A 15,664-nucleotide genomic window follows, 5' to 3' on the forward strand; every position below is an offset into this window, starting at 1 on the left:
TCGAATTTGATCCCGGTTCGCATGATCCTGAATCGCACGGCCAGGCGACGCTGGGAATCCTAAAACGGACTCATCCGTCAGGCGATATCCACTAGCGAGTTTCGGGCTCTGGTGAATGCCGGGCTCATCCGGGGATATGTGCGGCCTGGTAATCGCCGGCGGGTCTTCAGGCGTGTGGATCTCGACGAGCTTCTTGCACGCCTTGTTGATGGCGCGGACCCAACCAAGGACATGGACTTTGGCGAAGACTGAATTGCCCCGATATATGCGGGTGAAGAAACTCGCAGATGGCTCGACGGCCTTTTACTGGCAGCCGCCAAATTGGGCCAAGCGCGGTGTGAAGCGTAATGGCCGGCCAAGCCCTGTGAGGGCGACGGCGCTTGGCAAAGATCTGGTCAATGCCATCGGAATGGCCAATGCACTCAACGATGGCCTCGACGGCTGGCGCGTCGGCGAGGAGGGGACTGCCGAAACAGTGGGCAGCATCGCCTGGCTGTTCAACTGGTACCGCAAGAGCCGACTCTTTTCCGAAAAAGCGGAAAAGACCCGAAAAGATTATACCCGCATGATGGAAATGGTCGCGAACTTGCCGATGAAGACCGGGACCCTTGGCACTCGGATGGCTTCTGTCGTGGATGGCGCAGCGGCTGACAAAATCTATGATCGTCTCCTGAAGCGCGGCGATCGCACAGCCACGTACGCGATGCAGGTGTGCCGCCTTGTCTGGACGCAGGCTGTACGCCACTCCAGCACTACCAAGGTCGCCACGAACCCGTTCTTGAAAATGCGGCTGCGTTCCGGCGCCAAGAGCATCACGCGTGCGACCAGTCGGGCTGAATATGAGCTCTATCGGCAGGCGGCTCATGACCTGGGCTATCCCGAGTTCGCAGCCGCCGCCGCCGTGTGTTTCGAGCTATGCCAGCGGGTCTCGACAGTTTTCGATTATCCGACCGGGGATAAGCTGGCTCGCGGCATCTACTGGGCGGACTACCAGCCCGGTCAGGTAATCCGGCTGCGACAAAACAAAACGAATGTCTCGCTCGAGCTTCCGCTGGTGTTGAGGGAAGCTGATGGCGCGATAACGCCGCTATACCCCGAACTTGAAGACGAGTTGTCCAAGCTGGCCGGCAACGACGGCAACATCATAGTCAACCCTCGCAGTGGTCAGCCCTTCACTGAGCGCGCCGTGTCCACGCGGCATCGTCAAATTTGTTTGGCCGCGAAACTGCCCAAGGACATGACTTTCACGGGCTTTCGGCACGGCGGAATCACTGAGCTTGGTGATGCTGGCGAAACGGATGTCAGGGCCATCAGCGGCCACAAGCACATGTCCACGACAATCATCTACAACAAGGTCACAACCCACAAGGCGAAGCGGATAGCCGAAGCGCGCCGACGTCACATCGAGCTTCTCGGCGAAATCGAGGATGACAATGGGACTAGGCGCTCTCCACTGCCTTAAGCGGCGACGTGGGCGTGTAGATGCATTCGCTCTGATTGATCGGCGGCACAGTTTATAGTCGAGTCCTTGCTCGTTCGGTATCGTTATGGTTTATGAATGACCGGACCTGAAACTTGGTGGTTATTTCAAGTGTAGTCGCCCTTTGGCTTCTTTGGCGTAAGCGGACAACTGCGCGGGTGCGAGATCGACGTCGACAAATGGCTAGAGTTGGGCCGCAACCCGCCTGGCCGGTCTCGGAGGCCGAAGGCTAGGAGCTACATTGCCGGATGGCCGTGGAACTGGAAACTATCAGATTAACCGATTGCCTTATTCGCATAGGCACGGCCTACCAAGCACGCTTACTCATGGCGCACCCGACTCGACAGCACTGTCCATATATTTACAAGTTTGCTGTTCCTATATTGGTGTTTGTTCTCAAATTTATCCCCGAATTTCACAGGCGGCAAGCTACCTTTAAGATAGGCCCGCTCAAGTTGTGCCGAGTGTCGTGCCCTCGACTGTTATTGTTAGGTTGTTGATTTCGATCGGGCGCGAGTGGAGGTTGAACCCGATGAATAGGGGTCCGTGGGGCTTTGTCGGAAGCTTCAAAACGCAGTGGCTGCCTATGGCGAACACCGATGATGTCGCGACGGCTTCGTCATCGGCGGCTTGGCCATCGGCTACCTTGGCCGGTTCCGCATGAGCCGAGCTACCGCCGAACTTGCCGATCAGCGCGCCCATCGGGCAATTGGCAAGAACCAGCGCGGAATTGGCAAGCTGGAAGCCGCCATATCCATCCGGTCGGCAGGTCAGCGCAACGCCGGGGAACGGAGTCCACATGCCTTGCGCGGTGATGCGCAGCCAGTTGAAATTTTCGACCATGTCGACGAGCGGCAGCCAGGGCAGATCGAATGGTCCGGCCGTTGGTTGGCGCGTTTCGATTCGGATCCAGTTGGCCATGTCAGCCTCCTCTACAGGGCTTTATCTGCGCTAGGTGCGGCGCGGCGGCGACCATCTCCGCCCGGTCGACGGGCAGCGGTACAAGTGCGATACAGGCGCCGCCACCGCAGACGCGCGCGAGCATCTTGATCGAACCGTCGTCCGCCGCCTTGCCCTTGCCCTTGTTCTTGCCATTTTCCTCGGCTGCGGCCTTTCCGTCAGATTTGCCGACCGCGTCCGCCGCCGGGATTTTCGGGCAGATCCACAATTTGTCTCCTGCGTTTGGCAGCGACTGGCCTGGGGCCAGAAGGGCGGCGACCGCAAGGGTTCCGACCGGCGTGGCTATGGTCGGCAACTCCAGAAGGTCGGCAGGGGCGATGGTCCCGCCCCTGGAAATGTCGCGTTTGAGATAGACCTGCCCTTCGCCGAGTTTGACGTCGCCGGTGGACAGTACATGGCCTTTGGCCAGAGCCGTGGCGGCCCGGAAAGTCGGCGGCTGCGCAGGCTGGTCGGCGCGAAACAGGATGAGGCCGATGCCCACCAACACCAGGGCTGCAAAACAAAGCAGAAGCAGTGCCTTTATCGACATGTGCCCGGTCTGCGCCGCATTCTGCGAAGCCGCGCTGCTGCCGTCGGGCGTCATGCGCTGGCCGCCGTGTCGTGCCGATAGACGAGCTCTATGCCGGCGTCGGGTATATGCGCGCGGCCAAGCTTGTTCCACAGCTCGCGTTCGGCTGAAAGCGTTGCCGGCAACGGCATGGACAGCATTTTAAACACCGACAGCCGGTTGCGGTCGATCGCCGTCCGGATCGTGTCACCCAAGGCCATTTCGCTGCGCACTACAAGCTCGTACAGCAGGCGCAAGACCAGCGGCGTAGTGACGGCAAGGCCGAGGAAGACGCGGATAGGGCCGCCTTCGGCAACGATGAGCGGCAGCCAGACGAGCGGAACTGTCGCCACGGTTCCGAGCAGCGCGATCGAAAAATCGACTTGGGCCGCCGTGTCGGCAATCTGACGCGGAACGCCCGTGCTGTTGGCTTCCTGGCCTTCGATTAGTGTCATTCGGACGCGCGGCCAAAGCCAGCCGAACTCGACATTGTAATGGTCGCGCACATGGCGACGCAACGCGTGCCGTACTTCGGCGAGCCGGGTCGCGTGCCAGGTTAACGGGTCATAGATTTCGAGACGGGCGGATATTGCCCGCAGGTTTTGTTCGGCATTAGTTCGGTGCTCCTGCAGTAGCTTCGTTAGCGTCTTCCGGCTGGCCTTGAGCGAATCTATTGCGACCCCGTTGGCAGGGACCAGCGGCGGAGTTTTTCGTTCGAGCGCTGCCACGACATGGGTCGCCAGGGCTTTGATGTCCTTCAGTTCGACCGGACGGCTTGGTTGCCGGGCTTTATCCCACGGCAAGGCATCGATCTTATTTTTTTGTTTGTCAGCGGCATCGATTGCCGTTTGCTTGGTGTGAAAATCGGGATCCTCAGCCGTTTTCTGGTCCGTGCTTCGCGCGATTGCGGCGCGCAAGTCGGCGGCAATGCTGCCTGCAGCGCCCTTCGCGCCTGCATCCGCTTCAATCGCAGCGCGCCATTCCGTATTTTCCTTGCGCCAGCCGGCAGCGCGGTCGGCGCGCAGGGCATCGTGCAGCGCTGCCGGCAGCAGCGAGCCATCGAGCAGGCTGCCAAGCAGCGGGGTAAGCGGCGCCAGCGCATAGGCGAGCACGACGATTCCGGCAAACAACACAATGGCCGTGCCCGGTGTTGCGCTGATCGCGGTGGTCAGCCAGGCGACTGCATTCCAGTCGAAGACCAGCGCGGCGAGCAGGCCGTGCAGGGCGGCCGCTAGCAGGATGGGCAGGAAGTTCGCGAACCAGAAGCCGCGGCTGAAGAACCCCTTGAAGGTGTCGAACAGAACAGTGAAAGTCATTAGATTACCTGCAATCCAGCCTGTTCAAGCATTCGTTACACTGGCCGAGAAGCAGCGCATCGCCGGGAGCGCATACGTGGCGGTCGGGCCCGGTACACACGCAGTAGGCCATCTGGATTGTAAGCCCCATGGCGATGGTTTCGTACCGGGTGATAACCCTGGCAATTTCCCCACCCGTTGTAACGGCCCCGCCAAACCCGAAAAAGGCGCCGCCCGCATCAAGGTACGACTCCGCGCGCGCGACATCCGCTTTAATTGACAGATCTGGCTGCCAATCCTGGAAGCGGACGGTTGCATGTCGCGGGGTGACAAGACCAATGGCCGTCCCGGCGAGCGCTGTGCCGCGCAGGAGCGAGTCAGCGTCTAGCACAGTCTCAAGGCCGCCAATCATGGTGACGAGGCCAGAGATGCGCATGTCGCGCAGCAGATCGAGGGCGTCCTCGAGTTTCATGTCTGTAGGAAGCACGGGAAGAGCAACTTTGTCCATGGCGAAAACAGTCCACTACGGATGGAAGGTAGAAGCTATTGTTCGTTATCGCATTGACTTTGTCAAAGGGGATGACTTGGAAGCTGTCATCGCGTCCGGCGGATCACTTCGGCAACCGGCGTTCCCGTCTCCGCCTGCTTCAGCGCGTATTTAATTCGGTCCTCGGTGTACCTGCTCTTCTTCACGGTCTGCTGCCTCCTTACGGTTGGTTAGGCAGCCGGAAAACTCTCATTCAAACCGGAGGAAGAAAACGTGGGGACGTCACCGCCCAAAGATTTTCCGGTATCGTCCAGCGGTATTAACGTTCGTCTTCCAAGTGCGTCGAAAGCGTTCGTCAAACCGGGCATTGTTGCAGCAACTTGGGGTCACAAGTTTCGAGCCTTTTCCTTAGAGCCTCCTCTGAACCAAGCGCAGTCAGATTGGTGTCGAGTGTATTTCCAGCGTCGGGCGAGTTGATTTGCTCCCCGCCCGCAGGAGATAGACGGGGCTGACACGGCACCAGCACAACGCAAAATTTCTTATCCATTGCCGCAATCGCCGCCCGATCGGTGTCAGAAACGGGCACGTGCGCTGTAGATGTCGGCATCGCAATGGGGCCATTGGGGAATTGGACATCGCAAGCAACCGATCTGAGGAACCGCAAACCTTTGGGACTAGTATTTGGAGAAATTATCGGTGGAGTGGACGGCTTATTTGCCTGCTTCATATAGTTGACGAATCTTTGTGCCGCTTTGCCGTCGTTATCGGATTCCGCTTTCTCCAACGCGCATGATGGCAAACCAGCGCGACGTGCTTTTGGATGCGCTGTTGGCTTGATTTTAGCGGATTCCACCAGCACCGCCCTTCGCTTCGCTTTAGCCACTTGTGCATCGAACGTGGTGATATTTCCTGATGTTTGCTGGTCACGTGCCTGGGCGGTTGGCTCGCTAGCCGCGCACCCGCTGAGCCCAAAGATCACCAAACTGGCGCACGTTGTTGCCAACAGTGAGCAGTCATAACGCCAGCCAACGAGCTTCGCCCCCAATCCGAAACCTGGTCCCTTCACAGCCCTGAGTTCTCGGACAGTTCCTCCTGCCCGTCGTATCCAATGATCGTTGTTCAAGGATCCGTTCCGTCCGAGCTTAGTCACTTTGGCCTCCCATTCCCTCCACTGCGGCTTCATTTGAATTTATTATGCGCGCAGAAAATACTCAGTCGGTGTCTTCCCGCGGCCGCTGGTAAAGCGCTCGTGGGGGGCATCCTTTGGGTTCTGGTTGTCGGCGATCATCATTCGGTCGGGGCCAAGCGTTTCGATGACGAGGTAAACGTGATCCGCCCCGACTGGCGTGGGATCATTGTCAAAACATACACCGACATCGCCAGGCGCCTGTTGGCCGCAAGGCACACGGCGCCAGTTTCGCTCGGTCAGAATATGCGCAAGTTTGCCAGCGCCAAAGGTCATATCGACATTAATGCTGGCCTGTTGCAGCAGCGCGCTGAGATGCGCTGCGCAGCCGTTAGTCGGGTATCCCGACAGTGCACGCGACGCGGTCTTTCGTGCCTGTTTGAGTCCGGCGGCACCGCTGCCCTGGCCAACAAGTTCCGATATCTTTGCGGCATCTGGTGTTTGAGAAGCCGTCTCAGCAAGGCCGAGGCCCCCTGATCTGACCGCAACGAGAAGCTGATCGGCAAGAAAGCCGCTGCTGACGTAGCCATCAGCCTTGCCGTCACCCTGAATGTCGATAAGCGTCCAACCGTCTTGGACACGGATCGGGCGTACCGCCGTGCCATACGACAGATCGGGCGGCCTTACATCGAAATTCGTTCCGGGGCCAGACCGCACACGCAGCCCGCTCCTAGCCGTCACGAAAAGGCGCGATTGTCGGGCCGGGAGGGCTGTAGACACCGTGTCGGCAATAAGCAGACTTTCGGCAAGCGTGCCCCCCGCAATGGCAAGGGACATCTTGGCGAAATCGGGGACCAGTGCCGCCAGTGCCACGCTGCCGTCAGGGGTGGCCGCGGTGCTGGTCGATGCGGCATTCGCAAGCGCGCTTGCTGTCGTGACCACCGTTTGAATTACAGAATCCCAGGTGGCGGCGGCCGCCGTGAAGCCCCCAAGAGCGGCGACTGCTCTTTGGAGTTTCTCAACTTTTTTGGTATCGGGAAGCGGTGTGACGCCGCTACCGGTCGCCCTAAGGGTCTTCAGGCGCGAAAGCAACGTGTCGATTTGGTCTTGAAGCTCCTCTTCTGCAGCATCACGTTGGGCAGACGTTATTTCTCCCACTGCAGATAATGTGGTCAAGCTCAACATGGCTTGGTCCAGAGAATCAAGCGCCGCTTGTACTGCTTCTTCCTTGGTCACAGTGGTTCTCCTCATGATGGCGGTTAAGGTGCTTTTGGTTGCGCTTCCTTGGCGATACGTTCGCGTTCGGTTTGGACGGCGCCGAGAAATGCTGCCGTCTCGCTAAAGCCCCAGCTTCTTGCTTTGGCTATGCTCGATAGGCTCGCAATGACTTGATCGAGGGATTTTGTCGGCACCGCATTTTCCGGCAACTTGGATGGTAACGTTGCTTGAACGAATGTGAACGGGTCCGCACGCACCGCGGTACTGTCGGCAGTGAGCAAATTGAACTGCCTGGTTCGCTCTTTGGCAACAGCCTCGCTTTCCAGGGCCATCAGTCGCTGCTCACGCGCTAGCGAGGCTTGACTGACGCCAGCGCGTTTGGCGTTGTCAGACCGGTCGAGGTCAAGCGCCTTTAGCTGGATCGCCAGCCTTTGTTCCAGTGGGGGCAATGCGGCGTGGAAATCGCTTGCGATCGGTGCGGCGCTTTGGGCCGCCAAGCGAACGGCATCGGGCCTGGAACAAGCGCCGAGCATCAAAACAGCCACGAAAGGGATGAAGGAATAACGGGTCAATTTCATGTTATTTGCTCCATGCGATGGTGCCAAGGCCGATAACGTTGAGAATGCCGGCGATGGTCTCGGGCTTCACGCCCCCCGCGCCATAGACCTGCAACTGGTCGACGGCCGGCGAAAGAATGGCGAATGTGGCATCGGATGCGGCACGTTCGCGTTTCGCCCACACACCATATTCAACATGATTCAGTCTTTGTTGAAGTACGTCAGCCGGAATGCGACCGCGTGAAACACTTTCAGAATAACTGAGAGCTGCTAAGTTATAATTTCTCATTTTTAGTGTTTCAGTCTGTGCAGAGTCAGCATTCCGCATTGCTGCTTGTGCGTCGACTAGGAGTGCGACCTCTTCAGCACGGGGCAACAGGGCACGACTCGTCAGATCGAGAAGCGATTTCAGTCGCCCGGCTTCCAGTTCGGCGAGCGATTGCCGCATCTTCGCTTCCGCAATAGCCACCAATACGCCGTCTGTATCAGGCAGCGTTTTGCTATAATATTGCGCCAATGTTTTGATGGGCTCGGCGATCTCGATCATTGCGACCGCCAGGATGGCGCCCGTGGACGGTTGCTTTGTTTTCGCGTCCAAGACTTCCTGCGCTATTTCTTTGCTTGTTTTGTTGTTAACCTCAAGCAGCAGCGCAACGAGCTTGTCGCCACGAAACTTCTCGGCGTCGGCACGGGCCTGAGCCAAAACAGCGCGGCCGGGTTCGAATTTTCCTACAACAGCTGCGGCCACCTTGATATTCTTTAGCGCAGTGTCGACCATGCCGTCTTTGGCCTTGTCACCGCATTTTGATTTGGCGGCGTCGTTACTGGCGGTCGGCGCGACGGGCAAAGTTGCCGCCGGCGCGGCAGGGGCTCCTGCAGGTGTTGTTGTGGGAGCGGCGGGCAACGTTGGCGCCGGCGCTATAGGGGCACCTGCAGGCGCTGCCGTGGCAGCGGCAGCCTGGGCTTCCTCGACGCTTAGAGTTTGCAGTTCTTCAGTAAACCAGTCAACGCGGCACAACGCTCCCTTGATTTCATTTGTAAGATTAGGTTGGAGTTTTACTTTCGCTTTTGCCAACAAATCGTTCAATTCCTTGTGGACAGAGGCCACTTCATCTGTGACCTTTTCTTGACGCTTTATGTCGTCGTTTAATTCCTGGATATTATCGAAACCGAAAGTAGGAGGATTCTTCATCTCGACGATTTCGTTGCCGTCTAGGCACAGATTTGTAGGGCCTGCGAAGCGCAATTCACGCCAACCGTCGACTTCCCGTTTATCGCACGGAATCTGAGCAGCGAGTCTGGTGCGTGCCGCGCGCACCCGCTTGCAGTCGGCTTCCATATCACTGTTGGGTTTGTGGCCGAGCAAAGGGATGCCATTGTCATCACAGACGGGCGCGTCCTGGTTTGGTAGCCTTGCAGTCCAAGCTCGCATTTCCAGCGCCTGCTCCAAGCTTCTTATTGCTACACGCACCTGCGCTACAGTCGACGGGAATTTGACGTTCGACGGCTTGAAGGTCGGCACGGGAGGCGCGGTGTCTGGTTCAATCTGCGTCAAACTTTTGAGTCTGAAGCTGATTGCCTCTTTGAGCTCCCTGGCGTCACCATTTACATAGCGGGCCAAATACAGGTCACGTCGTGACAGCCGCTGATCTACCAGAGCATCGATTGATGCCTTGAACCCCGCCTCAAGGTTGGCATCGTGGCGATCCAGAGCTTCGGTGTGCGCCTTGCGCGCAGCATCAAGCGCGTCGGCGAGCTTTTTCGTGGAGACTTCTTCGCTGGGGCTATGGAAGTAGAGTTGTGCCGATACCGGGGTCGCCCCGACAAGAGCGGCACCAACCAACAGGACCCAGTGCCGGCGGAATCCGAATTTCGGCGCGACGGCGTTCGAGAAGATCTTGAACGGCGGAGGCGTGCCTTTGACGCGTTGGCCATTCGACGTCGTTGTTTCCAGCATAAGATATCCCACTCGGCGTTACGCGAACAAGCAGACGCGAATTGCTAAAGGTTTGAAATTCGTTTCACGCAAATTTCACGCCGTTACCTTGGTTTCCACAAACCGCTGCAGATCGAGATACCAGCACGTGCCGGTCGTGTCGGGCCAGACGCTGCGGCTCGCCTGCGTCGCATGAATGCCGTCCGCAAGCGCTTCCAGGACAACCGGGCCGCGCCAGTTGAGCGGCCAGTTCATGATAGCTTCCATATAAGCGGTGTCGAAAAGCCCTTCGCCATAGTTGCCGATCAACAACCGGCCGCCATCGTTGAGCATAGCGAATAGCCGCTCGGTCAGGTTGCGGGCGATGGGTTCGGGCAGGTAATCATAGAGCCCTGCGGCATAGATGAGATCAAAGCTACCCAGGTTGCGGCCGCCGCCGCGGAGCACGTCGCGCACCGACATTTCGAGCATTTCGATCGCAGGGAAGCGTTCGGCATAGTCGCGGGCGATGCTCGCCAGGCTGTCCGTGTCCTGATCAACTGCAACGAAGCGGCCAATAGATCCTTGTGTTAACGCCAGCGACCATTCGACTTCGCGCAGATGGCCACAGGCGAGCGACAGGATCGAAGGGCGCTGCACACGCACTGCCGTTTCGTCGATCGCATCGGCGAGGATCATGCGGCGCTCGCGAACCGATCGTGCCGGCGGTGCTGAGTGCGTCATCGCCGTCACGACGCTCGCGACTGGGTCAGATGTTGTCCAGGGCGCGCCCGGCTGACGGTAGATGACGTCAAGCAGGCCAGCATCGCCGGGATAGCCGCGCGGCCGGGCAAAGGCATGGCCGGCGATCGGACATAAACGCGCCATCGCAGCTGCTTCATGACCACTGACCAGGGGCAGGACGATATCGTGCCACTCACTCCCTGCCTCGATGCGGAGTTGGTGCAACGCGGCGCGAAACTCGGCAATGAACGGCGGTGCGCCTTCGCTGTGCAGCCGCGCCAGCGCAGCTGAAAGCCTCTCATTGACCACTCCGGGCCATTTCGACGGCGACGGAATCGTGACGACACCGGCATTATCGTTTTCGTACCTCATTGTGGTTCTCCCTTTCAAAAATCAGGCTGCAGGCCGCTGAAGTTGCAGGCGATCGCTGGCGGCATCGAACATCGTAGCGTCATGGCTTACCGCGATGACGACAGCGCCGGATTCGCGGGCGTAGTGCCCGATCGCCTCGGCAACGGTGCGGGCGTTGACAGGATCAAGTGCGGCAGTCGGTTCATCAGCAAGTAAAAGGCTAGGCGCCGCAGCCAGCGCCTGTGCCAGCGCAACACGTTGCTTTTCACCGCCTGAAAGGTCCGCCGGACGCTGGGAAAGGCGATGCCCGAGACCGAGTTTTTCGACCCAGGCCAACCCCGAAGTGGTTGCATCCGGCCGGCCGCGAAGCCGTCCAACGAGCGCCATATGTTCGGCGACCGTCAGCACGTCGATCAAGCGACAAGTCTGAAACACCAGCGCGACTTCCTTGCTGCGCCATTGCTGGCGCTGGCGGTGGCTCAGGCTGGTGACTGGCGTTGTGCCGTGAGAAACAGTTCCCAATGTGGGTGCCACAACGCCGGCGATGATTGACAGCAATGTCGTCTTGCCAGCGCCACTGGGGCCTGAAACGCAGGTGAAGGTTCCCCGCGCAAAACTCCATGTCAGCGACGCCAGCACCGGCTGGCGCTGGGCGCCTTCCACAATGGCATGCGCCACTTCGTTCAGGATAAGTGGCGCGCTCATCCGCGTAGCCCTACATAGACGCGCAACCCCACGACCGCTGGCGGCGGCTCGCCGTCGAACGCGATCCAGGCTTCGCGCGTATCGCGATCGAAGCGGTCGCTGGGATCGAGTGATCGCGCCGTCTTACGCCCCATCTGGCCGGATAGCGTCACAACATGTCCGCGCCAGCGCTGGGCACTGCCATCAACCCAGATGTCGGCGCCCATTCCTTGCCGGACGGACCACGCATCCCGGTCAGTAATCTCAGCCTTGGCGATCATGTTTTCGAGATTGGCAACGACCATTACCGGCGTGCCCATGCTCGCGCCGCTGAACTCGCCGGCATGTTTCAAAACGCGTAAGACGGTCCCGTCGATCGGCGCGCGCAGAATGCATTTTTCCGTTTCGGCGTCGATAGCGCTTGCGTCGGCGCCGGTTGCGACAGCCACTGCCGCCGCTGCGACGCGTTCATCCGGCCGCGCACCATTGGCCAGCGCCGCGAGTTCCGCCGAAGCCTTCGCGAGGGCGGCTGCTTGGCTATCACGGTCGTTGGCGAGTTGGTTCAGCCGGCGCGCCGATACAAAGCCGCTGGTTTTCAGTAACTCGGCACGTGCTAGAAGATCGGCTGCATCGTGTAACTTGCTTTTGGACTCATCGACGCGGGCTGCCGCCGCTGCGATGATTTCCTTGCGCGGACCGGCAGCAACCAAGCGGGCGTCAGCGGCCGCTTCTCTTGCGCGCGCGATAGCTGCGGCAGCACGGGCTCGGACATCCGCGCACGCCAGCTCCATCAACGGTTGGCCAGCGGCAACCTTGTTGCCCTGGTCAACAAGGACTCGCACGATCACGGCGTCGCGTTCTGCGGCAAGGAAACGGGCTTCGCTCGCGGCGTCAAGTCGTGCAGTCGCCGTGAGCTTATAGCGTGGTTCGGCAGATGTTTGATCAGCAACTGCTTCGCTGCATCCCGGCAGCGCAACAATCGCGAGCAGCGCCATAAAGCGCGGTTCAGCTGCGAAAGATGACATGCGGGGGGAACCTCTTTAGGGCGCGGATTGCGGCAACGACCGCCAAGCCAAAGCTGATGGCGACAAGGGCGAGGGCGAAGACGACATCGACAGGTTTCAGCGTGACCCAGGGCAGCATCGGTGCAGCCACGGCGCGTGCCAGCGGGACAGCGACCAGCGCAACGAGGCCAGCGCCGCCGGTCAACACCGCCGCAACCGCGCCGACGAGCATGGCAAGTTGCCGGTCGCTGGCGCCGTGGCCGATCAGCGAGACGAAATCCTGTGATCGGCGCTGGATAAAGCGCCCGATGCTGGTCAGCATCAGCAGGATCATTAGCAAACTGGCCAGAATAGCTGCCAAAAGAATTGCGGCACCGGCACCAGTTTTGGTTTGCCAGTATCGCGAGCTGTCGGCCTGGAACGCCGCGTCTGTGCGAACATCCAGTTCCGGATATCGAGCTTTCAACCGTTTTAGCCTTGCATCGAGGTCAGATGGCCGACCGCGCGGAAAATCGATTGCAAGGAACGCTACCTGATCGATCGGTGCGGCGAGTGCTGCTCGTGCATCATCGAGTCCGGTAACGACATAGGGAGCGCCCAGGAAGGTGGCGAGGCCATCAGTTGGCGCCGCCGAAGCCATTGTGAGCGCGCCGATACTGGATTCGCTGTCTGACCGCGCGATATCGAGCCTTCTCATATCGGAGCGGTCAGCAACGAAGCGTCGCGGCGCCAAATCGGCCTCCTCCACCCCGATCAAGGCGACGTTGCCGCGACGACCGGCCGGTGAAACCCAACCCGTAAAACCGAACACGACGCGCCGCACCGAGGCGCCGGGCAGATCAGCCAGAACAGCGCCTGCATAGCCTTCAGAGATCGGCATGGGAAAATCGAAGCTTTCAACGCCCCGATCCGAAACCCAGACATCCGCCGACAGCCACCGCGGCGCGGCGGAAGCAGCAGACAGAAAGGAGGTGAAAACAGCGAACTGGAAACAGGCCACAGTTGCCGCAGTGCCGGCAGAACCGATGCCGCCGAGCAACGACCGAATATCTCGCAGCATGATTGCCCCGAGCAACAGACCGACCACGCTGCCGGACATTGGACCGGCAGCTTCGGTGTCTGGGCCTGAAAGCCAGGCAGTAGGAAAACGGATCGACATGCCGCAGTGTTTCGGCTTGCTATCTCATTCCTTACAGCGTGCTCACGATATCCTAACGGCCTTTTTACGTAGCCGCCTCGCCTGGGCCGTCTGCCAGTCCGAAACTTGTCAGCAAGAAAGACTATGGGCATTTAAGGTACAGCGAGGGGGCGACAGGGCACATGTGTGGAGCGGTTGATCAGCCGAGGGAGCGTACGGTGTGACAACCGAAGCCTTTGCGCGTCCAGCGGTTCAGAAAATCTTTGGGCTAGCCGATTTATTTCTGCCAGATGGGACCCACGTAAAGCTCGGCAAACGCGCGCGAGCCTTGATGGCGATGCTGGCGGTATCGCCCGCGCAGTCGCTGTCGCGCGACTACATCATCCAGATGTTGTGGGGTCGGAGTTATCGAGAGCAGGGGCAGATCAGTCTGCGGCAATGCCTTAGTGAACTGCGCCGCGAATTGCCTGAAACGATGCTTGCTGCGGACAATCGCGCGATCTGGCTAAATCCTGGCAAGGTGCAAACAGAGATCGACGTGCTGGTCGCCCAAAGTTCGAACGACGATTTTGTGGCTGGCTTATCCCGACTGGGCCGGCCCTTCGATTCGCTATTTCTCCCGGGTGCATTTGAGCAATGGTCAGCGGACGCTGGCAGGAGTCTTACGGATAGGCTCCGGATTGAAGTTCATCGCCGGCTCTCCCGCCAACGAGCTGCATCGCAATGGGAGGCGGTAAATCGGCTTGCTGCCGCTTGGCTACTGCGCGAGCCAAGTGACAGCGAAGCGAACGCCGCTTTAGTTCTTTCACAAACCGAACAGGGCCAGACCGCTAACGCTCGTTCCACCTACGACGCGTTCGCCGGACCAGCGTCGCAGCCCGCGATCATGTTGCATCCTTCGGCAGCTCCATTGCTGGTGGTGCGCGCCGTCCGCGAGGACGTGCCATTGGGTCTCGGACTAGCAATTAGAGAGGAGTTTGCGGAAGGACTCAGTCGGTTCCGCGAACTTCGCATTGCCCTGCCGGCTGCCGGTGCCGGCGAGCCGCGCGGCCCTGGTTATACGCTCGATTGTACGGTCCGTGGCAGTCAGACACCTTATCTGTCGGCTCGACTGGCAACAAAGGATGTCGGTGAAGTCCTGTGGACGGACCGTCAGGCGCTCGATCATGACGGCGCCAGCCCGCGGGCACTGCAGCAGCAGATCGCCGACCTTGTGGCACGTGTTGTCGCGACGCTCGTGCCAACAATCGCTGACGACGCCATAATGCGGCCTGAGCCGCCTGTTGGCCCGACGTATATTGCCTATTTGCGCGCCCGCTCGCTTTCCATCGCGCCGGCCAGTCACGAGGCGGCGCTGGCGTCGGCGCGTGCCTTGCAACAACTGATTTCCAATGATCCGGATTTCATTCCGGCCTACGCGCCGCTCGCGCGGTTACTTAACACCGATTACTTTTACACGCGACTTGGATCAACCGGTCCTGGCCATCGCGCGCAAGCGCAAACGCTGTCGAATGTCGCCTACGCCTCCGACAGCAAGGACGCACATGTCAACAGCTTGATGGGTTGGTGCGCTTTGCGCCGGCAGGCGTGGGACGAAGCCGAGCGTCATTTCAATGAAGTGGTTTGGCTGAATCCATTAAATTTTGATCGCCTCAACGAAGCCGGCGATGGTCTTGTCTATCTGGGCGAAATCGATCGAGGTGAGCGATTGATCGAATCAGCACGCGCGCTGCGCGGGCGCTTCGATGCTTACTATTGGAACGACATCGGAAAAGTTCGTCTTTTTAGAGGCGAACTGGATAGTGCATGCGATGCATTCGAAGCCGGTGGCGACAGTCTGATCTGGACACCAGTGTACGCCGCCATCGCTTTCGCGCTGGCCGGGCGCAATCCCGCCTCGATGCGGGAACGCGCCTTGGCGCGGCTGAAGATTTGCTGGCCCGACCGTGAAGCCATGACTGTCGACCGGATCTTAACCTTCTTCCATTTTCATCACCCATTTCGGTTGAAGGAGCCGCAGCAGCTAATGGAGAGCGGGTTGCGCCAGGCTTTTGCTGGCAAGTTAGCGTGAAATTCGCGTGATGGCACTCGGCGCCGTACGCCTTCGCGATATGTTGATCCTGTGTTTGAAACCACTCTTTTAAGGGCGGCGCGAGCG

Annotated in this window: 14 protein-coding genes; 2 read left to right on the forward strand and 12 right to left on the reverse strand. The window is 59.4% G+C overall.

What is annotated here, in order from left to right:
• The first annotated feature begins 238 nt into the window (after positions 1-238).
• Entirely contained in the window at positions 239-1,462 is a 1,224-nt protein-coding gene (locus GGQ62_RS00005; RefSeq protein ID WP_167649406.1) for a tyrosine-type recombinase/integrase, read from the forward strand.
• Positions 1,463-1,930: 468 nt separating this feature from the next.
• Here GGQ62_RS00005 and GGQ62_RS00010 read toward each other — a convergent pair whose 3' ends face one another.
• The 12 genes from GGQ62_RS00010 to GGQ62_RS00065 form a co-directional block, all read right to left on the reverse strand.
• Entirely contained in the window at positions 1,931-2,401 is a 471-nt protein-coding gene (locus GGQ62_RS00010; RefSeq protein ID WP_152579099.1) for a hypothetical protein, read from the reverse strand.
• Between the two features lies 1 nt (position 2,402).
• Positions 2,403-3,023 carry a hypothetical protein gene (locus GGQ62_RS00015; RefSeq protein WP_152579098.1) on the reverse strand — a complete coding sequence of 207 codons (621 nt, stop codon included), beginning with the start codon at positions 3,021-3,023 and terminating at the stop codon, positions 2,403-2,405.
• Positions 3,020-4,303 (reverse strand): hypothetical protein, encoded by a 1,284-nt coding sequence (locus tag GGQ62_RS00020; RefSeq protein ID WP_152579097.1) that lies wholly within the window; start codon positions 4,301-4,303, stop codon positions 3,020-3,022. The genes GGQ62_RS00015 and GGQ62_RS00020 overlap by 4 nt, the downstream gene beginning before the upstream one ends.
• Before the next feature lie 4 nt (positions 4,304-4,307).
• Positions 4,308-4,754: a hypothetical protein gene (locus GGQ62_RS00025; protein WP_152579096.1), complete on the reverse strand. Its 447-nt coding sequence runs from the start codon at positions 4,752-4,754 to the stop codon at positions 4,308-4,310.
• A 370-nt stretch (positions 4,755-5,124) separates the two neighbouring features.
• Positions 5,125-5,892: a hypothetical protein gene (locus GGQ62_RS00030; protein ID WP_152579095.1), complete on the reverse strand. Its 768-nt coding sequence runs from the start codon at positions 5,890-5,892 to the stop codon at positions 5,125-5,127.
• A 69-nt stretch (positions 5,893-5,961) separates the two neighbouring features.
• The gene (locus GGQ62_RS00035) at positions 5,962-7,131 is read right to left on the reverse strand and encodes a hypothetical protein (RefSeq protein ID WP_152579094.1); all 1,170 of its coding nucleotides are present in this window, start codon (positions 7,129-7,131) and stop codon (positions 5,962-5,964) included.
• A gap of 23 nt (positions 7,132-7,154) precedes the next feature.
• On the reverse strand, positions 7,155-7,691 hold the full coding sequence (locus tag GGQ62_RS00040; RefSeq protein ID WP_152579093.1) for a hypothetical protein: 537 nt from the start codon (positions 7,689-7,691) through the stop codon (positions 7,155-7,157).
• A 1-nt stretch (position 7,692) separates the two neighbouring features.
• A complete protein-coding gene (locus GGQ62_RS00045; RefSeq protein ID WP_152579092.1) occupies positions 7,693-9,627 on the reverse strand; it encodes a hypothetical protein in 1,935 nt (644 codons plus the stop codon).
• Between the two features lie 75 nt (positions 9,628-9,702).
• Complete coding sequence (locus tag GGQ62_RS00050) at positions 9,703-10,701, reverse strand: class I SAM-dependent methyltransferase (RefSeq protein WP_152579091.1); 999 nt, start codon at positions 10,699-10,701, stop codon at positions 9,703-9,705.
• Between the two features lie 21 nt (positions 10,702-10,722).
• Positions 10,723-11,385 carry an ABC transporter ATP-binding protein gene (locus tag GGQ62_RS00055; protein ID WP_152579090.1) on the reverse strand — a complete coding sequence of 221 codons (663 nt, stop codon included), beginning with the start codon at positions 11,383-11,385 and terminating at the stop codon, positions 10,723-10,725.
• The gene (locus GGQ62_RS00060) at positions 11,382-12,389 is read right to left on the reverse strand and encodes an HlyD family secretion protein (RefSeq protein ID WP_152579089.1); all 1,008 of its coding nucleotides are present in this window, start codon (positions 12,387-12,389) and stop codon (positions 11,382-11,384) included. The genes GGQ62_RS00055 and GGQ62_RS00060 overlap by 4 nt, the downstream gene beginning before the upstream one ends.
• Positions 12,370-13,527 (reverse strand): hypothetical protein, encoded by a 1,158-nt coding sequence (locus GGQ62_RS00065; protein ID WP_152579088.1) that lies wholly within the window; start codon positions 13,525-13,527, stop codon positions 12,370-12,372. The genes GGQ62_RS00060 and GGQ62_RS00065 overlap by 20 nt, the downstream gene beginning before the upstream one ends.
• Before the next feature lie 199 nt (positions 13,528-13,726).
• On the opposite strand from GGQ62_RS00065, the gene GGQ62_RS00070 reads away from it, so the two are divergent.
• The gene (locus GGQ62_RS00070) at positions 13,727-15,577 is read left to right on the forward strand and encodes an AfsR/SARP family transcriptional regulator (protein WP_152579087.1); all 1,851 of its coding nucleotides are present in this window, start codon (positions 13,727-13,729) and stop codon (positions 15,575-15,577) included.
• The last annotated feature ends 87 nt before the right edge of the window (positions 15,578-15,664 follow it).

The sequence above is a fragment of the Polymorphobacter fuscus genome (genome assembly GCF_011927825.1).
Classification (GTDB): Bacteria; Pseudomonadota; Alphaproteobacteria; order Sphingomonadales; family Sphingomonadaceae; genus Sandarakinorhabdus; species Sandarakinorhabdus fusca.